The 20,560-nt window shown below is 57.3% G+C and carries 19 protein-coding genes and 2 pseudogenes; 11 read left to right on the top strand and 10 right to left on the bottom strand.

From position 1 onward, the window contains the following. Nucleotides 1-239: 239 nt before the first annotated feature. Together CU103_RS27380 and CU103_RS27385 are read right to left on the bottom strand one after the other, a co-directional pair. Complete coding sequence (locus tag CU103_RS27380; protein ID WP_106667205.1) at nt 240-680, bottom strand: SufE family protein; 441 nt, start codon at nt 678-680, stop codon at nt 240-242. Nucleotides 681-752: 72 nt separating this feature from the next. Then, nucleotides 753-1,226, bottom strand: a complete 474-nt coding sequence (locus tag CU103_RS27385) for a DUF5330 domain-containing protein (RefSeq protein WP_106667206.1) — start codon at nt 1,224-1,226, stop codon at nt 753-755. Between the two features lie 307 nt (nt 1,227-1,533). Between CU103_RS27385 and CU103_RS27390 the strand changes: the two genes are divergently transcribed. The 3 genes from CU103_RS27390 (at nt 1,534) to CU103_RS27405 (ending at nt 4,752) form a co-directional block, all read left to right on the top strand. Next, entirely contained in the window at nt 1,534-3,423 is a 1,890-nt protein-coding gene (locus tag CU103_RS27390; RefSeq protein ID WP_162707198.1) for a sensor histidine kinase, read from the top strand. After that, nucleotides 3,398-4,264 carry a peptidoglycan-binding domain-containing protein gene (locus tag CU103_RS31220; RefSeq protein WP_146147876.1) on the top strand — a complete coding sequence of 289 codons (867 nt, stop codon included), beginning with the start codon at nt 3,398-3,400 and terminating at the stop codon, nt 4,262-4,264. Before CU103_RS27390 ends, CU103_RS31220 begins: the two co-directional genes overlap by 26 nt. A 140-nt stretch (nt 4,265-4,404) precedes the next feature. Then, nucleotides 4,405-4,752 (top strand): DUF1491 family protein, encoded by a 348-nt coding sequence (locus CU103_RS27405; protein ID WP_106667208.1) that lies wholly within the window; start codon nt 4,405-4,407, stop codon nt 4,750-4,752. 46 nt (nt 4,753-4,798) lie between these two features. Here CU103_RS27405 and CU103_RS27410 read toward each other — a convergent pair whose 3' ends face one another. Further along, on the bottom strand, nt 4,799-8,731 hold the full coding sequence (locus tag CU103_RS27410) for an autotransporter domain-containing protein (protein WP_106667209.1): 3,933 nt from the start codon (nt 8,729-8,731) through the stop codon (nt 4,799-4,801). Between the two features lie 226 nt (nt 8,732-8,957). After that, complete coding sequence (locus tag CU103_RS27415) at nt 8,958-9,917, bottom strand: DUF2336 domain-containing protein (protein ID WP_106667210.1); 960 nt, start codon at nt 9,915-9,917, stop codon at nt 8,958-8,960. A 170-nt stretch (nt 9,918-10,087) separates the two neighbouring features. Here CU103_RS27415 and CU103_RS27420 point away from each other — a divergent pair, with 170 nt between their 5' ends. Beyond that, nucleotides 10,088-10,279, top strand: a complete 192-nt coding sequence (locus CU103_RS27420) for a hypothetical protein (RefSeq protein ID WP_146147877.1) — start codon at nt 10,088-10,090, stop codon at nt 10,277-10,279. A gap of 21 nt (nt 10,280-10,300) precedes the next feature. On the opposite strand, the gene CU103_RS27425 is transcribed toward CU103_RS27420, so the two are convergent. Further along, on the bottom strand, nt 10,301-11,353 hold the full coding sequence (locus CU103_RS27425; protein WP_106667212.1) for a YdcF family protein: 1,053 nt from the start codon (nt 11,351-11,353) through the stop codon (nt 10,301-10,303). 171 nt (nt 11,354-11,524) lie between these two features. Between CU103_RS27425 and CU103_RS27430 the strand changes: the two genes are divergently transcribed. Then, nucleotides 11,525-11,812, top strand: coding sequence for a YciI family protein (locus CU103_RS27430; RefSeq protein ID WP_106667213.1), 288 nt, complete (start codon nt 11,525-11,527; stop codon nt 11,810-11,812). Nucleotides 11,813-11,830: 18 nt separating this feature from the next. On the opposite strand, the gene CU103_RS27435 is transcribed toward CU103_RS27430, so the two are convergent. Genes CU103_RS27435 through CU103_RS27445 form a run of 3 tightly spaced genes read right to left on the bottom strand, consistent with a single transcriptional unit; the run spans nt 11,831 to nt 15,142 of the window. Continuing rightward, complete coding sequence (locus tag CU103_RS27435) at nt 11,831-12,376, bottom strand: DUF1254 domain-containing protein (RefSeq protein WP_106667214.1); 546 nt, start codon at nt 12,374-12,376, stop codon at nt 11,831-11,833. Next, complete coding sequence (locus tag CU103_RS27440; RefSeq protein WP_106667215.1) at nt 12,369-12,953, bottom strand: DUF1214 domain-containing protein; 585 nt, start codon at nt 12,951-12,953, stop codon at nt 12,369-12,371. The genes CU103_RS27435 and CU103_RS27440 overlap by 8 nt, the downstream gene beginning before the upstream one ends. 35 nt (nt 12,954-12,988) lie before the next feature. Further along, on the bottom strand, nt 12,989-15,142 hold the full coding sequence (locus CU103_RS27445) for a transglycosylase domain-containing protein (protein ID WP_106667216.1): 2,154 nt from the start codon (nt 15,140-15,142) through the stop codon (nt 12,989-12,991). 267 nt (nt 15,143-15,409) lie between these two features. On the opposite strand from CU103_RS27445, the gene CU103_RS27450 reads away from it, so the two are divergent. From CU103_RS27450 to CU103_RS27470, 6 genes and pseudogenes are all read left to right on the top strand, one after another. Then, nucleotides 15,410-16,036, top strand: coding sequence for a LysE family translocator (locus CU103_RS27450; protein ID WP_106667217.1), 627 nt, complete (start codon nt 15,410-15,412; stop codon nt 16,034-16,036). Nucleotides 16,037-16,150: 114 nt separating this feature from the next. Continuing rightward, nucleotides 16,151-16,727: pseudogene (locus tag CU103_RS27455) on the top strand (IS1595 family transposase); the annotation flags it as partial. Between the two features lie 186 nt (nt 16,728-16,913). Beyond that, nucleotides 16,914-17,114 (top strand): YegP family protein, encoded by a 201-nt coding sequence (locus CU103_RS27460; protein WP_106667218.1) that lies wholly within the window; start codon nt 16,914-16,916, stop codon nt 17,112-17,114. A 24-nt stretch (nt 17,115-17,138) separates the two neighbouring features. Continuing rightward, on the top strand, nt 17,139-17,573 hold the full coding sequence (locus CU103_RS27465) for a hypothetical protein (RefSeq protein ID WP_106667219.1): 435 nt from the start codon (nt 17,139-17,141) through the stop codon (nt 17,571-17,573). A 653-nt stretch (nt 17,574-18,226) separates the two neighbouring features. Continuing rightward, nucleotides 18,227-18,763, top strand: coding sequence for a hypothetical protein (locus CU103_RS32335; RefSeq protein WP_245449035.1), 537 nt, complete (start codon nt 18,227-18,229; stop codon nt 18,761-18,763). After that, complete coding sequence (locus CU103_RS27470; RefSeq protein ID WP_245449045.1) at nt 18,645-19,937, top strand: DNA-packaging protein; 1,293 nt, start codon at nt 18,645-18,647, stop codon at nt 19,935-19,937. The genes CU103_RS32335 and CU103_RS27470 overlap by 119 nt, the downstream gene beginning before the upstream one ends. 7 nt (nt 19,938-19,944) lie before the next feature. Here CU103_RS27470 and CU103_RS27475 read toward each other — a convergent pair whose 3' ends face one another. Together CU103_RS27475 and CU103_RS27480 are read right to left on the bottom strand one after the other, a co-directional pair. Further along, nucleotides 19,945-20,253 carry a BrnA antitoxin family protein gene (locus tag CU103_RS27475; RefSeq protein WP_106667221.1) on the bottom strand — a complete coding sequence of 103 codons (309 nt, stop codon included), beginning with the start codon at nt 20,251-20,253 and terminating at the stop codon, nt 19,945-19,947. After that, a pseudogene (locus CU103_RS27480) lies at nt 20,250-20,513 on the bottom strand (BrnT family toxin). Before CU103_RS27480 ends, CU103_RS27475 begins: the two are co-directional and overlap by 4 nt. Between the last annotated feature and the right edge of the window lie 47 nt (nt 20,514-20,560).

The raw sequence follows: 20,560 nt of genomic DNA on the forward strand, positions 1-20,560 counted from the left end.
TTGTCATCCAGGGCGAGACCCTGGGTATCCGTTCAGGACGATTGGAAAAGATGGGGGCGATCACACTCTAGCTCGGCCCTTCAGACGGCCTGCACATCCACGATCCATCCCCCATCGCCGGACGAGGGTGGCAGCCCTCTCCGGCGCTTCTTTCTCTCACAAGAAGCGCGGACAGTCATAAGACAAGCAAGTTTTGTCTACTTGGAGCCGGTTCTGCTCTCCCGATGGCGCGACTTGCTCTAGTGCTGAGTGACTTCGGCAGTGGCAAGCGCAGCCTGTGCCTCGTTGCGGATGCGGCCGATCATGGCGCGCAGACCATTGGACCGCTGCGGAGTGAGGTGTTCGTCGAGACCGAGCGTCTTGAGGATGGCTTCGGGGTTGATCGCCAGGATCTGGGAAGCCCTTTTGCCAGAATAGAGTACCATCATGATGGCGACGAGACCGCGCACGATATGCGCATCGGAATCGCCGACGAATTCGATGACCGGATCAGCATCGCCGTTGAGCGTGCTTTTCAACCATACCTGGCTGACGCAACCCCTGACCTTGTGGGCGGCATCGCGTGCAGATTCCGGATAGGGCTTGAGGTCGCGTCCAAGGTCAATGACATAGCGATAGCGATCTTCCCAATCATCGAGAAAATCGAAATCAGCAACAATGTCGTCAATTGTCTGTGCCATGCAAAATGTCCTGTTCATGGCATATATAGTGATTAGAGTGGCAAACGTCACCGTTTTAATCGAAGAACGGGATTACTTCTTCACGACGGTGCCGGTCTGGGTCTTGTCGTCCACATTCGTCTGTTCGCGCTGGCGGACGGCAGCTTCCAGGATTTCGCGCAGAGCCACTTCGCGCAGCTTTGCCTTGATGGCGTCAATCTGATTGCTCTGTGCAGGAATGCCGCCATGGGCCGCTGCCACCGCTGCGTCGGCCTTGCCGGGGCTCCTGCCGAGTTGCGTGTCGAGATAGTCATAGCCGACCTTGGCAACTTCGCCGGCGCGGACGCCGGCGCTTGAAAGCGCGGCCTTGCCGGTTTCGCAAGCCTGCGGCTTGCGTGTGCAGAAATCGCTGAGGTCGCTGATTGTCTCGCGCGCGGCGAAGAAGGCTTCGATGGGGCCAGGCTGGGTGGCGCCCTGCGGATCTTGCTTCGAATCCACGGGGATGAACAGGGAGATCAGCATCATCCAGAAGCAGAACTTGATCGCAAACTTGATCAGAAAAAACATTACCCGTTCCCTTGCCGCTCCAACTGCCGCCAACGCAGAGGCGGTTCATGAGGAGACATTGACACAGATCCGGCAAAAACCCGTTGAAACGCATTTCTGCATTTGAGCGATCATAGAAACGAAGGATTAAGAATTTTCGAGGGGAAAAGCGGTGTTTGGCGATTCGCACGGGACAGCGCTGCCGAAGGGGAAACCCTTCATTTACCATGCCCGTCACAATCGTTCGAAACGCGATATGAGCGGCTTGGACAAGCCCGGTTTTATCCTTTCCTTAAAGCCTCGTCTGCAAAAGTTAACGGCGACAGGAATGTTGCAAAATAACATTCTGGAAATGACCGCGAACGATCTGGCAGTTGCCGAATTTTGCGGAAAGCAGGAAAAACTGGTGCCGATCTATTCCGTCACACGATCCAGAATTGCCGAGTCCTTCGGGCGTTTGTGCAGGCGCTGGGTAAACCCATCCGTAGCGGGCGCCGCCCAGCGCGACCGCGATGCGCGCATGGCCGGCTCCATCCTTGCCATGCCGGTCATGCTCGCCGTTGCAATGGTTACGAGCCACTTCATGCTGGGTGAACTGGCGGGCATCATCAGCCTCGTCGTAGGCGTCCTTGCCCTTCCGATGATTTTCTGCGGTGCACTTTCGCTCTCTAAAGACAGCACAGCGGTCGGCATGAGCGCGCTTGGCGCTTACGGTCTCTCCATAGCGTCGATCGGCGCTGCTGCGGCGCCGGCCAATCTGTTGCTGTGGATCATGGCCGCCGCCATTCCTCTCGAAGCCTGGTTTGTCTACCGGTCTGAAAGGTCGCTTCGCATTTCGGGTCGTATAGCCGCTGTCGTGCTGGCAGGGCTGCTCATCGTGTCACTGCGTGCGGATGGCAGTGTGGCGCTGTCGCCGCTGACACTACTGGCCTCGTTCTGTTATCTGGCGACATTGGTGACAAGGACCGCAAGCGCGCTTGCCGCCCGCGCCATGGCAGCGCGCCGCGATGACCGCGTGGCCGATCTCGAAAGCGCCGTTGAGGGCGTTGTGTTCAGCCTCGGAACCAATGGATTGATCGGCTCGCTGTCATCCAAGGCGCAGGATCAGTTCGGTATTGCTCGCAATCTTCTCATCGGCACGCCCCTGCTCGACCGCGTACACGTGTCCGACCGGGTGCAATTTCTCGGCTTTCTGGCCGACATGAAGAATGGCGCACCGAGTGCCGTGGTCGAAGTGAAACTGCGGTGTGTTGCGCCGGGCGAAACATTGAAACACGCCCACAGCGTGCGCTTCGTCAGTTATCGCCTGAGCGCAGTGCCGCACAGCCAGGGCGAGGGGTTTGTTGTCGTCGCGACTGATATTTCGCAAGCGGTGGCCGATCGCAACGCACTGGCAATTGCACGGCGCGAAGTGGAAACGGCGGAAATCACCAAGGGCAGGTTCCTGGCTTCAGTCAGCCACGAATTGCGCACACCGCTCAATTCGATCATCGGCTTCTCCGATATCCTGTTGCAGGAAATCTGCGGCAAGCTTCCGGACGGGCGCCAGCGCGAATATGTCGAACTCGTGCATCGTTCGGGAAACCACCTCCTTTCTGTGGTCAACGCAATCCTCGACGTCTCGAAAATCGAGGCAGGGACCTATCCGATCGTCGCGGAGAGCTTTGCCTTCAAGGAGGCCGTGACAATGGTGCATGACATGATGGCGCATCAGGCCGCGCAGAAAGGTGTGACGCTGTGCGACCGTGTCAGCCCGCGTATCGGCAATGTCGTTGCCGATAGCCGGGCGATCCATCAGGTGTTGATCAATCTCGTCTCGAATGCCGTCAAGTTCACCGAAGCCGGAGGCGTTGTAACGATCGACGCATTGATCGAAGATGACATGCTGGCCTTCTCCGTCAGTGATACGGGTATTGGCATTGCCGAAGCCGATCTCCTGACGCTCGGCCAACCGTTCCGCCAGGTGCAAAACGATTACACGCGAAGCCACGAAGGTACGGGTTTGGGCTTGGCCACGGTCAAGGGGCTCGTTGGGCTGCATGACGGCGATCTCAGGATAAAGAGCGTTCCGGGGCAGGGCACGGTGGTGGATGTGCGCATCCCGCTGAATGGCCCGGCATCGGAGTGCGTTCAGGAAGAACCCGCGAATATTGTCGAATTCAACGCGACCAGCGAAATGAAGGGAGGTTCCCATGGGGAAGCCCGTAAATCGGCCTAAGCGCCGTGCTCCCAAAAGGGGACGGATCGCCGTGGCCATCATGGCAACAGGCGCGTTGATCGCCAGCAATCCCGCGATCGCCGGCGGCACAACAGCGTTTCTCGTGACGATGGGGTTCATATCCGCCAACGCCCTCTGGTATCAGCCGCACGTGCATGATGGTGTGTTCTTCCGCACCCGTCCGGACCTCGTATTCAAGCCCATCAAGCCTGAGAACGGTGTGCTTGGAAACTCTTCGAATAACCAGCCGGAGGCGGACGCCCCCATCCGCAAGGTGAAATCGGTTCCGATCCCGCAGAGCCCGGATCCCATCGCCGCCGCCATCAATGGTGATCCCGTCCTCGCGCCCGGTGGTGATCCGGAAGTTGCCAAGCTCCAGCAGAAACTGCTGGCGCTCGGCTTCTATTCAGGCACCGTCGACGGCATTTCAGGCAAGGGCACACGCGCCGCAATCGACGCCTACCGCAAGGCGACTGCCGACATGGGCATCGAGGCAGAACCCGCCGTGGATAGCGCGGACGAAACGACGGCCAGCATCGCTGTACCGGCGAAAAAACCCGAACAGACCCAGGAGAAGGCTGCCGTACAGAAGATTTCGACAAACTCTGCGCAAAACGCTGCAGCCAATGCGCCCCAGGGTGGTCTGTCACCGGCCGAAATCGTGCGGATCCAGGCCGGGCTGAGGGCCTTTGGCAATGACATGGTCGAGATCGACGGCAAGGTAGGCACGTCCACCAAGAATGCAGTAAGCGAGTTCCAGAAGTTGTTCCGCCTGCCGGTCACCGGCGAGCCCGACGCAAAGTTGTTGGCGAAAATGCAGGAAATCGGGTTGGTGAACTAAATTCGCGCCATGATGGCCTGCAAATGGCGTTTTTCTGCGCTCTGGTGCTCACGTACCGAAATGTACTGCGCTCCGGTGCTCGAAAACCACCATTTTCGGCTCACCACGACCCGAATTTCTGCCACCAAGGATTTGCTCCAATGCGTCTGACATCTGAATTCTGGGTTTCTGCGCTGGTGCGCCGCATTAATGGCAGCGGCGCGTTCGCGGCGCTCAGCCACAGGGGCGCTGCTGAAGCCGGAGCCATTTTCATCAAGTTCCGCAATGCGGACGGTAGCTACGATCTGTTCGGTCCCGCGCCGCAAATGGTCTATGACGAGACCAAGCCGGACGAGCGCCTGTTCACGCCGCTGAAAGCCGGTAGCGCCGAAATGGAAATCAACCATGATCTCGAAAAGCAGAAGCGCTGGGATCGCGACCTGTGGATTGTCGAGATCGAGGACTATCGCGGCGATCGATCGGAACTGTTTCCGGTGACGCAAATATGACCGGCAGCCCGGGCAAACCCGTTCTGTTGGTTTGATCTTACCGCAATTAGAACCGCACCGTCAGATCCGCCTTCACCGCATTGTCGCTGGCCCGGGATGAGAACTGACCGGTGTAGCTTAGGCCGAGGGTGGTGGCGGGACCAATGCCGACGTCAAACCCCGCCTCGACGATGGCTGTGTCTTCCGCAATAGGCAAACCTTCAATTGTAAAGGCTTGGCCGCCGGAAAAAGCAAGGCGCTGCTGCGGTGTCAGGTCACCCAAGGCGTGGCTCCAGCCGAGCATGCCGCGCGCCGTGAGCGTGGTTGCCTCTGACAGGACAACGGCATGCGAGGCGCGCAAGCCGAGCGTCGTGGTTATCAGATCGGTCGTGCCGGTCAGGCCGGTGAGATTGCTGATCTCCCCGTCTTCCTGGAAGCGGCCGGTCCTGAGGTGCACATAACTCGCGCCGGCAAAGGGTTCAAAATCGGCATGGGCGGTATTGAGTTCATAGCCGATCTCGCCGAACACCTGCGCGGTTTGGGCCGCGTAGGTAGCGCTGTGGTGCCGGGCGAAGCCCTCGAAGACAGCGCTGCGGCCGGTGTCGATTTCGTTTTGGCCAAGCGCCGTACCGAGGCTCAGGCCGAGCTTTCCCCATTCGGTTCCGCCATAAAGTCCAATCTGGTAACTATCGACCGAGGCGGTTGTGCCATGACCGTTGAGCGTCGTATCGCCATAACCGGCAAGCACGCCCATGCGCCATGTATCGGCCACGACACCGTCAAGACCCGTAACAATACCTCCGATGTTGCGGCCGTAGCCGGAGGCATTGCCGTTTGCTTCCGCATGGCTCCAACTGCCATAGGCCTCTCCCCACCAGGCGGTGGTTGAAGCCGCAGGTGCGATCGCGGTGAAGGGTGCGCCATTTCTGGCACGTATTTCGGCAATTTCCCGGGATGTGTCGGGTCCGAAAGCCTGCGCTCCAATGACCGGCTGCGGTTTCGCCGCGACGCGGCCAAAGGCCGCGCGCAGCCGGCCGGTTGTGGCCCCGCTGACAAAACCGGCGTCCTGGGCAAGCACGCCATTCAGCGTCGCCGGAACGTCGTCGACAAGCGGCGCGGCGATGGCGTCGATGTCATCGCCGATCTGTGCGACGGCGATCCGGTCATGAATCGGCCCCGAAATTTGCGACTCCAGCCCGTCCAGTGTTGCTTTCCCATTGGGTGTTCGCCCGAACGTATTGAAGGCGAGGCTGTTGCGATCAAGTGTCAGGCTTACGGCGTTGGCCTCGTAGCCAAGCGATGCGCCGATGAAGAGATAGCTGGGCTCGACGCTGTCAAACCGTCCGCTGATACCGGCGGAAGCAGTGATGAAGCGATAGCTTTGTCCAAGCGAGGCCAGAACCTGATGGGGCGAAAGTAGCGAGACGGATTCTTCCGGCGTCACAACGACGGTGCCGCCAAGAAGGTTGAGTTTGCCGCCGACATCAAGGACGTCGCTCTTGCCGCCGTCCACTTCGATGTCAAGACGGCTGCCCGGTGTGAACGTCGCATCGCCGGTAACCGTCAGCTTACCGATGGAATTGCCGGGCGCAACGATACCGCCGTTATTGGCGACAAGCGCGCCAATTGAGCCGGTGCCCTGCAAGAGCGCCTGGACATCGACCGTCCCGCCGAGCCGGCCATCGACGCGCAAAGTGCCCGCGTCGGCCGAGGTACTGCCGGCAAAGCTTGCAAAATCACCATCGATGGAGAGCTGGCCAAGGCCAAGCTTGCTCAGACGTCCCGTGCCGGAAAGTCCGGTTTTCAACGACAATGTATTGTCCGGGTCCTCGATATCGAGACCGCCGCCACCTGTCTCGATCACAAGTTCGCGGCCAAGTTCGCCCATGCCGGTCCCGGCAACGCGCAAGGTCCCGTCATCGAGACGCAGCTTGGCATGCGGACCGCCGAGCGCCGCATCTTCGGTCACGACCACCGTGCCTTTGTCGCTCACGAGCGTCTCGCCGATGAAACTGTGATCGTCGATGCAATAGTCCTTGATCGCCTGGGCAAAGCGCGGGTCGCTGCTGCCGCAATCGAGCAGGGTTTTCTTTTCTTCGTCGGTGAGATTGGCGAGGATCGGCTGGCCGAGTGCGTTGTCCAGCTGGATATCGGACAGATGAAGGGTCATTCCCGACGCATGCAGGATGGGTATCAGCCGTTGCGTCGTATCGACAGTCAATGCCGCCTTGTCGAGGTCAGCTTGCGCTTTGGCATCCAGGACTATTGTTGAGGCGGCCGCGTCTTCCATGGGCACATTTTTCACAGCCTTAACGCTGCGATAAAGCACCACCCCAGGGGTTTTCTCCCATTCGGCCCTAAGTATTGGATCGCTGGGTCGTGGTGTTCCGACAATACTGAGCCCGGCCAGTGCTATGGAGTCCTTCAAACCTTTAAGGCCGTCGAAGGCTTCTTTCTGTTTGCCGGGCGTCAGCAGGTCGGACCTCAGTGCTATCAATTTGTCTCTGGCGGCAGCAAGCTCGTCGGAAGAGAGAGCATCTGCCGGTATCAGCGCCAATATAGCGTCCGCCGCCTTGACGGCAGCCTCGAAAGCAATCGCCTCGAGCCTTGCGGTCTCGTCATCTGTTATTTCCCCCAGCCTGCCATCTATTGCTCGAATTGCGTCCGCCTTTTCGGACTGGAGCTTGTCAAGATTGGCCTTGGCCAGCGCCGGCCCGGAAGCTTGCACGCGCGAGACCAGTCGATTGAACAGGGCATCATTGTCCAGTGGATTGTCACTTTTCTGCACTGTGTATTGGGTATCGGCCGATAGGGACATATCGGCTATCTGGCCGAGATAGAGATCATTTCGCATATTGTTGCGGGAAAGGTGAAAAACACCTCCATTTCCAGCAAATGTGGAAGCATTGCTGTTCCACACCATCCGCACCTTGTATTGCTCGGGATTGGTTGTATCCGCATCGTATTTTTGCAGGACCGGTCCTACCCAGCGGAATGTATGGGCGACCAGTGCATGGTCAGAAATAGGTTTTGTTTCCCCCGCAGCATCCGTATAGGTCGCCACAGCGTCCATGATCCCGGTATATTTGTCATTCGGATCATCCTGGATGACATACCATTTGCCGAAGGGCCGGGAGACGAGGAAATGGTCGATCTTGTCGCGCTGCCATGCCGGCCATTCATCCTTCGATCGATCGTCGGGTACAGAAGGCCAGGTGTAGCGGCCATCGCCGAGATCATGCGCTTCAAAAAGCTCCCGTTCGCTCTCCGTTTGCAGCAATTGATACTGGTGTTTCAATATGTTGAGCGTCACTGGCATATTGCCTGCGGCGGGATAGGTCTCACCCGGCTGAAGCCCGCGTTCCGACACATCGCCGGCGTTGAAATCACCGGCAAGAATGGTCGGTAAATCACGCGATGCCGCCCAATCGTTGAAGATTTTGGCTTCTTCTACGCGAGACAGACGAGAATATCGATCGCGACTACTCTCATACGAACCATCGTTGTAATTGGTATGTACGGATGTAATGGCGGTTTCCGGGCGGCTTTGTGTTGCATCCGCCAGAAAATAATCATTGCCTGGCCAGTAGTTGACGGGTCGCTTGAGAAATTCACCATCGAGGCGGCTGATCATGCTTTGATTTCCCGGCACGTTTTGCTTGTCGGGGTCTTCAATCTGGTAGATGCCGATACCTTTTGTCGTCAGATAATCGGCCAGCTCCCATCCGTATGTCTCTCTGGGCCCGCCCGGATGTGTTTCCTGGAAGGCAATAATGTCGAAATTGCCATACTTGAAGAAGGGAAAGACCTGCTCAGGAGATACGCTGCTTATATAGTCGACATTATACGTCAAAATCTTCAGTGAATCGTCCGGCGATACGCTCTGCGCCTGTGCCGTGGCAACCGGCAAGAACAGCGCCGTCGTACACAAAAGCATGGCCAGACGGCGGGGAGATTTTGGATAAAAAACGGATATGGGACGGCAAGGGCGCTGAACCATGAAAATTCCTTATGAAAATTGGCCAGGCGGCCCTGAAAAATCGTGCCGAAAAAAATCTGTATCGAAATAAAACGCCGACGCGACCCGACAGCAAAATCTGCGGGTTCATCTCATCAGACTGTTTCAGGAATATGACAACCTTGCTATCGCAGAACTTCCATCATCAAGGGCAGTGAGTTGCAGCAAACCCTTAATGGTACCGATCAGCAGACGCAGACCTGGTATGTCAAGAAACCCTGCGTGTCCCGCTTTCGTAATCCTGCGCCATCTCGCGCAGTTTCTGCCGCAATTTTTGCGAATTCTCTTCTGTTTTCCAGCGCTCTACCGTCATCTGCGCCTTGTCCTTGTCGATCTGGCGATAGGATTGAACGAAGAGCCGCAAGGAATGCAGGTCCTTGTGGACGAGCCCGAAGAGCCCGGTGAGTATTAGATGCGCGGCCTCGGCGGACAGACCTAGCGATGCAAGCGCGATGGTCAATTCGGCATTGAGCCCTCGGCCGATGATGCGCCCGGCGCTATCCTGATCGAGGCCTAGCGCCTTGGCGAATTCCTGTTGAAATATTGTGGTCTGATCGAGAAGCGCCGCATCAATCAGGTGATTGGCAAGATGCTGGTCACTGGAGAAACCGGCGTCGCTCTCGCGCATAAGGGCCTTCAACGCCTCGCGCGTTTCGCGCAGGCGCGGCGAGTCTGGTGCTGCGGGAGCTGCGGCCAAGAGGACGCCATCGCCAAGGTCAAATTGCGACTGGATTTCAAGCGCGCGTTCTATGGCCGGATCGTTGAAGCCGTGCAGGACGCGCAGGAGTTCTGGATCGGCGATCCGCCGCCGTGCAATGGCGCGTGCGTGGCTGATGCCCTTGTGAGTGACGATATCGATAAGGTCAGACGGCTGCAGCAGCGGAGAGCGCAATAGCAGTGGCGCAGAGATGTCGACTTCATCCTCAGCAAGCGCCAGGATGAGGCGTTTCGGTGCATGAGGCAGCTCGGACAAGGCCGCAGCGGCATGGCGGCGCACACGCGGCGAGGCGAGGACAAGGAGAGGAACTGCGAGATCCTCGAGCTGCTGCGCGTCGCTCTTTGCCGGTCTGGCGACGCAGCAGAAGGCGGTAATCGATGCGGTCAGGAGATCGTCAGCCTTGCTGCCGCCATTGCGGTCTTCAAGCGCCCGAAACTCAGGATACTTCACGAACACACTCCACTCGACGCATGACGCAGTTAAACAATGGCTAAAACTAGCCGCGAAGCGTTAGCAACCCGTTAACCATCGGCATGCCTAAATGAAATTATGGCGCAAATCGTGCGCGCGTATGCATCTGAGTATCGAGGAGATTCAACGAACCAAAACGGATGGGCGATATGGGGTTTGTCATCACATTTCCAGGCAGCGCAACGAAACGCCGCTATGACCCTGATACCACACGGCGCACGACAGCCGAGATCATGATTTTCCCGGGCGTGCGCTACGAGCGCTACACGCCGGAAGCGCCAAAGCGCAGCAAGCCAAAACCACCGCGCAGGTTTTTCGATACGATGCCCCAGCCGGGATAGGCCGGGGCAGGGTCACGTGTTCTACTGCTGTAGCCCGGGATATGCCCAGGCGCCGGACACACGCATCAGGTCGCGGTAGATCACCAGGCGTTCATCAGGCGATACTTTGGCTGCTTCTTCGACCGAAGGCGCATCGAGCGCCACGACCGGCAACACGTTTGCGGAGATGCCGTATTGTTTGAGCGCGTCCTCAAGCACCGTCCGTGCCCTGCGCATGTGGCTGGAACTGGTGACAAGAATGACGCTGTCTGCGGTATGGCGCTTGAGCAGGTTCGCGACATTGAGTACATTGCCGACCGTATCCTTTGATTTGTCCTCGATGAGAATGCGGTCGCGGTCAACGCCGTGCTCGACCAGCCATTTCATCATCACATCACCCTCGGTGACACCGGCCTGCGGCTGGCCGCCGGTCACCATGACTCGCGCCGTTGGATTCGCCTGAGCGGCTTTGAGCGCCACGTCGAGCCGGTCGAGCAACGGCTTTTCGGCAGTACCGTCCTTGGCCAGCGCATAGCCGAGGGCGACGATCATCACCTTGCCGGGTACGGCCGGCACTTCTGTATTCGGCTTTTCGGCCATGATTTGCTCGGCGCGAACAAAGCGCTGGCGGTAGGCTTCCGCCCGCTCGCGGTCGAGCCCGGAGAGGCCCTGATGAGCCAGCGCAGCCCCGGTCTCATCATTGCCGACCCGGGCCAGAGCCTCGAGCCATGCCTGCGCCTCGAACGAAGTCTGATCCTTGGCGAGAATGTCTTCATAGGTTGCGCGTGCGCCATCGACATTCTTCTGGAGGATTTGCGACGAAGCGACAGCAAAGCGGAAATCAAGCCGCTCAGGTGCCAGTTTCGAAGCTTCGGCGAAGGATTGTTCGACCACGTCGTAGCGGCCATGGAGGGTAATGCCCTTGAAAATTTCAGCTTCCGCCTTTTTGACGTCGCCGCCGGACCAGTAATATTGCATGCCGGTATCAACCAGCGTTTTGATCCTTTCGGCATTTTGCTGATCGAAGGCAAAGGCGGAAAGTGAGGTGGTGATGGAGAGCAGCGCGACAGTTCCGGCGATAGCAAGCTTTTTCATGGGGTCTCCCGGTTTCGTAATGATCATGGTCCGGACAGGCGAAGAAAACATGGCCGGAGCGCCACGTTAAACCCGCAATCACGTTTTGCAACGCCGAAGGAAGGGGACTTTTCCATGCGGGGCAAAATGCCTATCTGAAGCAACGAATAATGATCATCTGGAGTAGAGCGGATGTTTATCGTTTCCTTGACCTATGTGGTTCCGCTGGATGAGGTGGATGCGGCCATTCCATTGCATGTCGCGTTCCTTGAAAAGCATTACGCCGCCGGCACATTTCTCGCATCAGGCGCCAAGGTGCCGCGGACAGGCGGGATTATTCTCGCCAAGGCCAGCAGCGAAGAGGCGTTGCAGGAAATACTTGCCGAAGATCCGTTTCATCAGAAGAAACTTGCCTATTACGATGTGCAGGAGTTCGTGCCCTCAAGAACACTGAAGGGCCTTGAGCCTCTGTTGTGCTGACATCGGGCCGTTCTGGCTCTAAAGCAGCGGGGTGCAGTTCGCGCTTTTCAGGAACGCGTCGACCTGGGATCGCCAGGATTCATCCGGCACGAAGCTGCGCACAACCACGAACCCTTCATCCATATCGGCTTCGATCAGCACTGAGTTTTCCGCGGCTGCTGGCTTGGTCTTGTTGAGCTCGATCATCTGCAGGGGCGTGGCAACCACGAGATCCAGCTGATCGGCAATCGCTGTCCGGTCATTGATCGAATAGATGTTTGCTCCCTGGCGGTTATATACGGAAATTGACCAGTAAGGCGTGGTGCCGACGCCTGTGATGTGAGCGGGAAGATCGGTTATGTCAAAGCGGCACGCGACGGCCTGAAACAGCGGATCAAAGGCGAGGGGAACCATGCCGGCGATGCCCTCGCGCGTCACGGTGTGGAACTGCCAGTCATCACCATAGGCTGAGATGCGCGACCAGGTATTGCGGTCGGAGTAATAGGGCACGAGCAGGACCACGGCGATGTGGATCAAACCAGCGCCAACAAGACCAATGAACAGGGTGCGGAGGACCTTAACCATCGCAGCCAGTCCTCGTGACAGACGGGAACTTCATATCGACGAGACCGGAATTGCCGCCAACAGGGGTGTCGTAGAGCGTCATGACGAGGACCATGCGGCCGCGCCCCGTGATGGCCAGCCAGTTGCCCGGTTGCGCTTTGGCAGAGACATTGACAATAAATTGCCCGTCCTGCTTGCGGAAGATCTGGCGGGAATGAATCGCCGGAAGACGGTTTTGGCCGGGATCCAGCGCAACCAGCGTACGATCGGCCGCGTACAGGGTCCAGAAGCGCGAATTGGGGCTGTTGCCCTCGACCTTGTAGGAGCAGCGCCGGTCCAGCGTTTTACCTTGACCATCGCTATAGGCGTAGAAGGCGAGGCCCTCGGTACTGCCAAGCGGAAATGCCCCCTCGCGTGCCGCGCGCGCCTTGGCGTAGGGATCGGAAAGGGGGGTGCCAGCTTCGGGATGCGCAGTCCACCGGCCGATGGTGAGCGCCCCGAAACCATCGAAACGGTTCACCGCATACCATGCGCTCATCGTGCCGCCACCGACGGCAATGACAAGCGCAATGAGGGCAAGGAAGACATTTCGAAGCATGAACGATGACTACACGGGAGAGATCACGCACGCAATCAAAGCGCGGAGACTTTTGCGGGCAGGATTGGCAGTTTCAACTGTGGAGCAGCTTTCAACGCTTGTCCGATTTCACGGATGGTTGCGGCCGTGGCGCCCGAGAGGACACGCGGCCGCTCCTCTGCCTTCAACACGTCGCTTTCCTCTTCGTTTTCCTCAGCCTTCGCCGCTGCGACTTTCTCCTGTTTGGGCAAGGTTGGATCGATACCGGGGATGGCTTTGAGTTCGATATTTTGATGAGCGTAGTTCATGAACCGCTGCCAAGTCATCGCCGGAAGAATGCCCCCCGTCAATTCCTTGGTTGGTGTGAAGTTGTCGTTGCCAAACCAGACGGCGGCTGTGTAATTGCCGGTAAAGCCGACAAACCATGCGTCGCGATAGCTTTGCGTGGTACCGGTCTTGCCTGCCGCGCGGGTCATCGGCAACGCGGCGCGCCGCCCCGTCCCCCACTCCGGCACCTGCGCCAGCATTATGTTCATATTATTCGTTGCGGTTTCGGAGAGAACCCGGTGCGGCTTGGCCCCATCTCTCTTCCAGTCCCACAGCACGTCACCGTTCTGGCTCAAAATTTGCGTGAAGGGATGCCGCAGGCCGGCCATGCCGCCCGTAGCGAAGACATTGTATCCGGTTGCCTGATCCATGACCGTCATGCCTGACGTGCCAAGCACCATGGTCTTATGCGAACTGATCGGCGATTCAACACCCATGGCTTTCGTCAGCGCAACGATTGGCGCTGTCGTCAGGTAGTCCTTCGCGAGGCGCACCGGAACGGTATTGATGGATTTGACGAGGGCCGTCGTGAGGTCGATCTTCCCAAGATACTGGCGCGAATAGTTCTGCGGCGACCAGCTGCCCCATGAAACCGCACCGCCCGAGACCAGCGTTTTGGGGGTCATGCCCTTTTCCATGGCAGCCGCGTAGACATAGGGCTTGAACGACGAGCCGGCCTGGCGCAGTGCTGCCGTGGCGCGGTTAAACTGGCTTTCGCCATAGTCGCGTCCGCCGACGATCGCCCGTACGGCGCCATTGTTCTCCAGAACGACGATGGCCGCCTGGGTCACGTTATACTCCTTGCCGAACTGGCGCAGGTGAAACTCGGCCGACTCCTCGGCGGCCTTCTGAATGCCCATGTCGAGCGTAGTGCGAACGACAAGCGTATGGGTCGGCAGCTTCTGCGCGACCTTTCGCACTTCGTCGAAGGTCCAGTCGAGGAAGTAGTCCGGGCTTTCCGATCGGCCGCGATCGACCACGGTCGCCGGATTGCGGCGGGCGCCGACAACCTGCCCCTCTGTCATCAATCCGCCCTGCACCAAGTTGCTGAGCACAACATTGGCCCGGGCGCGGGCAGCGGGCAGATTGACGTGCGGAGCATATTTGGCCGGCGCCTTGAACAGGCCAGCGAGCATGGCCGCTTCAGCGAGACTGACGTCTTTTACGCTCTTGCCGAAATAAAACTGCGAGGCGGCCGCAATGCCGAACGTGCCGCCGCCCATATAGGCCCGGTCGAGATAGGTCTGCAGGATTTCTTTCTTGCTCAAATTGGACTCGAGCCAGACGGCGAGAAAAGCCTCCTTGATCTTGCGATCAAGGCTGCGCTCGTTGGTGAGGAACAGGTTCTTCGCAAGCTGCTGGGTGATCGTCGAGCCGCCCTGAACCACTGAGTTGGCCCGCAGGTTTTCCGTCATCGCGCGCGAAAGTCCGAGGAAATCGATGCCGAAATGGTCAAAGAATCGTCTGTCCTCGGTGGCGAGGACCGCCTTGATGACATGATCCGGCAGCTCATCGATCGGCACGGCGCTGCGATGCAGGATGCCGCGCTGACCAATTTCGTTGCCATAGCGATCAAGGAAGGTCACTGCGAAATCGTCGCGTGTCCGCCAGTTCTTTTCTGTCTCGTGGAAGGCGGGGATGGCCAGTGTCAGCATGACGACGGAACCGACAGTGCCCCAGGTAAATGCCTCGCCGAGAACTTCGAAAATCGCTCGCCGCCAGCCGGTGACATGGAACCGGCGGAAGAAAATGGTAGTATCTTCCCAGAATTCAGCGAGGCGAAATCGCAACTCGTAAAGGGTCGAATCGATCCAGGCATCAAGTCCGAGCAGCGGCGAGACCTTGAATCGCTTTCGTTCCTTGCCTGGCCTGGGCTCTTCCATCTAAATTCTTGCCTGCCCTATACTCAGCCATAACTTCCCTGAAGGACTATGGTGTAGCCGATATCACTTAACAGCTTCTTGAGGTGGCTGTTGAGGCTCTTATATGGTCGTTTCTTCCGTAAAAAAGAATACCGCCTTTTTGCTTGGCGGGACAAGGGTTGGCACACTCGACACCGAGATTTGATACAGTACTGTTGCGTAAAAGTTTCCACTTGCAATTGAACAAAACCGATGGATTGGTGTGATTTTTCGCGTGGGAGCTAAAACATGTCCATTGAGCATTGGCTGGCATTCGTTGCAGCATCGGCAATTCTTCTCGCAATTCCGGGGCCGACCATCCTCTTGGTCATCTCCTATGCGCTGGGCCATGGCCGCCGCTTCGCAGCTGCAACGGTGGCGGGTGTGGCGCTCGGCGATTTTACCGCGATGACCGCTTCCATGCTTGGTCTCGGCGCGTTGCTTGCCGCTTCCGCAACAATCTTCACGGCACTGAAGTGGATCGGCGCCGCCTACCTGATCTATCTCGGCATCAAATTGTGGCGCGCACCGGTCGCCAATCGCGAAACGGGCGAGATGCCGGCGAAGAATGAAAAAGCGACGCGCATTTTCCTGCATGCCTATGTGGTAACGGCACTGAACCCCAAGAGCATCATCTTTTTTGTCGCCTTTCTTCCGCAGTTCCTGGACACGACACGTCCAGTATTCATGCAGATGGTAATTTTCGAGACGACATTCCTTGTGCTCGCAACACTGAACGCCGGGAGCTACGCCCTGATGGCATCCATGGCACGTCAGACCATCCGCAAACCGACGGTCCAGCGCATCGTCAATCGAACCGGCGGATCATTGATGATCGGCGCAGGGTTGCTGGCACTGGGCTGGAAGAAGGCATAGAGAACTTTGATACCTTCACCCTGATGGACATCAGATGCGATTTTCTGCGCTTCCAGTGCTCACGGACCAAAACGTCCGCTGCGCTCTGGTTGTCGAACCAAGTCATATGCCTCACCCGAAGGCAAAACCGTTGAAGCCGATGAAACCTATATTGGAAAGCGCGAAACGCCGCGCAAACTCGCTCGCGGTCGCATTGCAAATCCTACAAAGGGCGGCAAATCAGACGGTGCACATTGTTATTGGTCTGGTAGAGCGTGGCGGCAAAGCCCGAATGTTTCATCTGAACGACGCGACAGCCGCCACCGTCCGCGACGTGCTGGTTCGTAACGTATCCCGCGACACCACACTCTATACCGACGAATCCCGCCTCTACACCGTGACCGGAACAGAGTTCGCAGCACATGGCACTGTGAAGCATTCGGCTAAAGAGTATGCACGACACGAAGGCGACGTAGTGGTTCACTCCAATACGATTGAAGGCGTGTTCTCTGTGTTCAAGCGTGGCATGATCGGCGTCTATCACCATTGCGGCGAAGCCCATCTTCACCGCTACCTTGCCGAGTTCGATTTCCGCTATAACCGCCGTACCGTGATGAAGGTTACAGACGCCGAACGCACGAATCAGTTGCTTGCAATGATCGAAGGTAAGCGCCTTACCTATCGGCGGATTGGTGAAGGCAGTTACGCCTAAGCAGAAAGCTGCCGCGTTTCTTCGTTGGAGGAAGCGACATGGATGATTTCACCCTCGGACGTTGCATTTGCTAGAGCCTTTAGCCTACGCTCTGCATGTTCTAGCGTGGGCGCTAATATTTCCAATGAACAACGCCCATCTTCACACGTATATCCAAAAGACCAACACTTTAACCGGGGGAAATCCATGGCCACTCGTCCTTATCCATCGTTTTTGATCTACAAAGATGCCGTAGGAGAATTTCGCTGGCGCTATCAGGCGTCCAATACGAAAATCATCGCTGATAGCGGCGAAGGCTATGTAAACAAGGCAGATTGCCAACACGGAATTGACCTCGTGAAGGCCAGTGCCAACTCCGAAGTATGGGTGACCCAAGACGCTAAATAGCCGAATCAACGGGAGGTTGAATCAATGGCTTCAGAAATCACAATGGGACTAGCGGCTTTTAAATCCATGATGGATATCGTTGGTGGTATGTTTGCTTTGAAAAGCGAGACTGAAAAGAATACGGCGGTTCTCGAATTACAAAGAAGGATATTTGAAGCCCAATCGCTTTATTCTACGGCTGTTTCCCGCATATCCGAGCTTGAACAAAAAGTTGTGAGCATGGAAACATGGGCGTGTGAGAAAGAACGCTACGAACTTAAGGCTGTTGCTGCTGGACGTTTCGCCTACGTCCTGAAGGCAGACATGCAGGGATCGGAAGAACCACATCAGATATGCGCAAGTTGTTACCAGAAGGGCGTCAAATCGATTCTTCAGAGCAAGCGCACCGAGGTGGGCCGCTATAGAATGCTGTTTTGTCCTGATTGTAATACCGAACTCAATCTTACCGTGGCTGTTTAGAGACATCAGATTCTAAATCCTTTTCGCCCTTCCCAGGTTTCGGCTTGGGAGGGGTTCTCGGTTGAGGCGGCGTTTTCAGCAGCTTCTGTAAAGTCCCTTTGAATTTCTTGTCGTCGGAGTCAGACACAATCTATCCCCTGAATACACAATTATCTGTGTATAACTTCTTGCCCGAAGCAAACGAATCACATTCCATGGTGAGCGATAGTGCGATGGAGGGGGTGTGGCTTCTTCTCAAGGTCACCACACACCCGCTCACAAAGCTCACTATCTGGCGTACCCGGCAAATTTTGCGGGTGCCCTCCGGTTCCATCCATCGGGAACCGGTTGTATGGGGACGATATGGTTGCAGGGTCCAGACTTCCGACCTAGGTCCTGTGGGTTCGATTCCCACCGTCTCCATCCAAGAATCACCTTACGCGCACAAATTAAAAATCCAACCCTCTTGACGCAATTTCTTTCCGGCCTGTCACGCCATCGAATCATTAAATTTGCGAACCGCTTTAACAAGTATATAATTAGGAAAATAATCCTTGACCGCGTAACGGTCATCCTGTAGGTTCTGGTCATCGTCGGAAATGTGACTTCAGCGCTTTGCGGCCCTTTTGGGTTGACAGACTGGAGTCTGCTGCGGCTCTTCCAAAGGACAATTCATGCCAAACCTTTTTGTCAGCGCCATGCGCCGGCGCAGCGCATTTGCGCTGTGCCGCGAATATGGCATATCTGCAGGCGAAGTGGCGCCCGTATTGGGTGTCACCGAGCCGCAGTTCCTTCGCGCGCTAAGGCGTGACGGCTTGTCATTCAGCGAAATGCAGCAGGGAACCCGGCAATTGCGCATTGCCCAGCGGATCATGGAATTGCTCCGCAAGGAACTGGACACGCTTTCGGCATTCGAGAAAGACGTTTCGAGCAAGACGCGGCTCGATGCCTTGGCGCAGCTCGCCCGGACCATTGAACGGGTAAGTGATCTGCAGGAACGTTTTGCGGCGGAGCGGGCGCACGCCGTTGGCGGCCTGAATCCCGATGAGCTGCGCGCCGTCCTGAAACGCATTGATGAAAGGATCGATGAACTTGCCGAAATCCGCGCGCGAGAGTTGGTCCGCAAAGAATTTAAACAGCCGGGAGTCGGATGCAGTCGAACGGGAGTGGATAATCCGGGGGAGAACGGCACAGCAGCCACCCCTAGCTGACTGGCAGACATGGCTGATCCTTGGGGGCAGAGGCTCCGGCAAGACCCGCATGGGTGCAGAATGGACCAATGGTGTAGCGCAGGCCTACCGGCCGTTTTCGGATGTGAAATCATGCAATATCGCACTGGTAGGCGAAACTTTGGCCGACGTGCGCGAAGTCATGATCGATGGCCCATCGGGGATCATGTCGGTTTCGCGGGCAGAGCGGCCACGTTATGAAATGACCCGGCGCCGGCTTGTTTGGACGAACGGCGCGACGGCGGCGATGTTCTCGTCTGAAGATCCCGATAGCTTGCGCGGACCGCAATTTGACGCGGCCTGGTGTGACGAATTGTGCAAATGGAAACATATGCAGGAGACCTGGGACATGCTGCAATTCGGCCTGCGTCTCGGGTTCAACCCCCGGCAGGTGATAACCACGACGCCACGGCCGCTGGGATTGATCAAATGCATGCTCGCCGACCCGGCAATTCCCGTGTGGCGCATGAAGATGCGGGAGAATGCGCAAAATCTTGCGCCAGGCTTCGTCAATCATGTCAACGGACTTTACGGCGGTACGCGACTGGGACGGCAGGAACTCGATGGTGAACTGATCGAGGAAAGCCCGGATGCCCTATGGTCGCGGCTGATGATGGAGGACATCCACTGTTCGGATGTGCCGGAACTGAAGCGGATTGTCGTGGCCATTGACCCTCCGGCCAGTGCGACGAAGAAATCCGATGCCTGTGGAATCGTCGCTGCGGGTCTTGATGAGGGCAATATCGCCTGGGTGCTGGCGGATGAAAGCATTGCGCCGGCCAAGCCGCATGAATGGGCGAGGCGCGCAATCGCACTGTTTCACCGGCTGGAGGCCGATCTGATTGTCGCCGAAGTCAATCAAGGGGGCGATATGGTGGCCGCGGTGATTGCGGCGGAGGACAACAGCGTACCGGTGCGTGCGGTGCGGGCCAATCGCGGCAAGGCGCTGCGAGCGGAGCCCATCGCCACGCTCTACGAGCAGGGACGGGTGCGGCACGCCGCGCGCTTTCCGGCGCTCGAGGATGAAATGTGCGACTTCTCCCATTCGGGCCTGTCCAGCGGCCGTTCGCCCGATCGCGTCGATGCGCTGGTCTGGGCGCTAAGCGATCTCCTGCGCCGGCGTGATGGAAACCCGAGAATTCGTGTGGTGGGATGATTGTTGGTTAAATTCGAGCCCGTTTGAGTGCCTCGTTCATCTTCGCGCGCCATTGCTTGCCGGTTTTCTGGAACTTTTCGATGACATCCTGGTCCAGACGCAAGGTTACAAGTTTCTTGGGCTTTTCGACTGGAGGACGACCGCGAGCACGCCGCATCTCGTCGATTGCGTCGAAAAACTCGGGAGGCAAGACTTCTGTGGCGGGCCGCATATTGGCAAGTTCTTCGTCGGTGAGTTCGGGAGAGTCAACCGCGTCCCAATCCTCTTGAGAAAAGCCATGTCCTTCTTCAAACTTCTTTTTTGTTTTGCTGGTCATGGGAGCTTTCTCCTCTCCTTTTCATGGGCAGTGCGAAAGCTGATAATCGAAATCCCTTCACTGCCGAGCATGGCAAAGATAACGACCACAGTTCCGTCGAGGAAATAACCAATCGCCTTCATACGGCGGCGACCATGGCGATCCACCTTTGCAGGCTCGATTATCGCATGGCGCTAATAAAAAAGACCGACATCGGCAAAATCGAGGCCGTGTTTGGCAATATTGGCAAGACGCTTCGGTTCATCCCATGTGATCTCCATGGCCTATCGCTACATAGAAAATCTGGAAACGCCAGATTAAAAGTGTA

The sequence above is a fragment of the Phyllobacterium sophorae genome, assembly GCF_003010965.1.
Lineage (GTDB): Bacteria > Pseudomonadota > Alphaproteobacteria > Rhizobiales > Rhizobiaceae > Phyllobacterium > Phyllobacterium sophorae.

Bases quoted from the DNA above. Each gene is read 5' to 3' on its own strand.
- CU103_RS27430 (WP_106667213.1), top strand. From the start codon at position 11,525: ATGTTTATCGTTTCCTTGACCTATGTGGTTCCGCTGGATGAGGTGGAT.
- CU103_RS27475 (WP_106667221.1), bottom strand. From the start codon at position 20,253: ATGACCAGCAAAACAAAAAAGAAGTTTGAAGAAGGACATGGCTTTTCT.
- CU103_RS27410 (WP_106667209.1), bottom strand. From the start codon at position 8,731: ATGGTTCAGCGCCCTTGCCGTCCCATATCCGTTTTTTATCCAAAATCT.
- CU103_RS27385 (WP_106667206.1), bottom strand. From the start codon at position 1,226: ATGTTTTTTCTGATCAAGTTTGCGATCAAGTTCTGCTTCTGGATGATG.
- CU103_RS27450 (WP_106667217.1), top strand. From the start codon at position 15,410: ATGTCCATTGAGCATTGGCTGGCATTCGTTGCAGCATCGGCAATTCTT.
- CU103_RS27460 (WP_106667218.1), top strand. From the start codon at position 16,914: ATGGCCACTCGTCCTTATCCATCGTTTTTGATCTACAAAGATGCCGTA.
- CU103_RS27425 (WP_106667212.1), bottom strand. From the start codon at position 11,353: ATGAAAAAGCTTGCTATCGCCGGAACTGTCGCGCTGCTCTCCATCACC.
- CU103_RS27465 (WP_106667219.1), top strand. From the start codon at position 17,139: ATGGCTTCAGAAATCACAATGGGACTAGCGGCTTTTAAATCCATGATG.
- CU103_RS27435 (WP_106667214.1), bottom strand. From the start codon at position 12,376: ATGGTTAAGGTCCTCCGCACCCTGTTCATTGGTCTTGTTGGCGCTGGT.
- CU103_RS31220 (WP_146147876.1), top strand. From the start codon at position 3,398: ATGGGGAAGCCCGTAAATCGGCCTAAGCGCCGTGCTCCCAAAAGGGGA.
- CU103_RS32335 (WP_245449035.1), top strand. From the start codon at position 18,227: ATGCCAAACCTTTTTGTCAGCGCCATGCGCCGGCGCAGCGCATTTGCG.
- CU103_RS27380 (WP_106667205.1), bottom strand. From the start codon at position 680: ATGGCACAGACAATTGACGACATTGTTGCTGATTTCGATTTTCTCGAT.
- CU103_RS27440 (WP_106667215.1), bottom strand. From the start codon at position 12,953: ATGCTTCGAAATGTCTTCCTTGCCCTCATTGCGCTTGTCATTGCCGTC.
- CU103_RS27445 (WP_106667216.1), bottom strand. From the start codon at position 15,142: ATGGAAGAGCCCAGGCCAGGCAAGGAACGAAAGCGATTCAAGGTCTCG.
- CU103_RS27390 (WP_162707198.1), top strand. From the start codon at position 1,534: ATGTTGCAAAATAACATTCTGGAAATGACCGCGAACGATCTGGCAGTT.
- CU103_RS27420 (WP_146147877.1), top strand. From the start codon at position 10,088: ATGGGGTTTGTCATCACATTTCCAGGCAGCGCAACGAAACGCCGCTAT.
- CU103_RS27405 (WP_106667208.1), top strand. From the start codon at position 4,405: ATGCGTCTGACATCTGAATTCTGGGTTTCTGCGCTGGTGCGCCGCATT.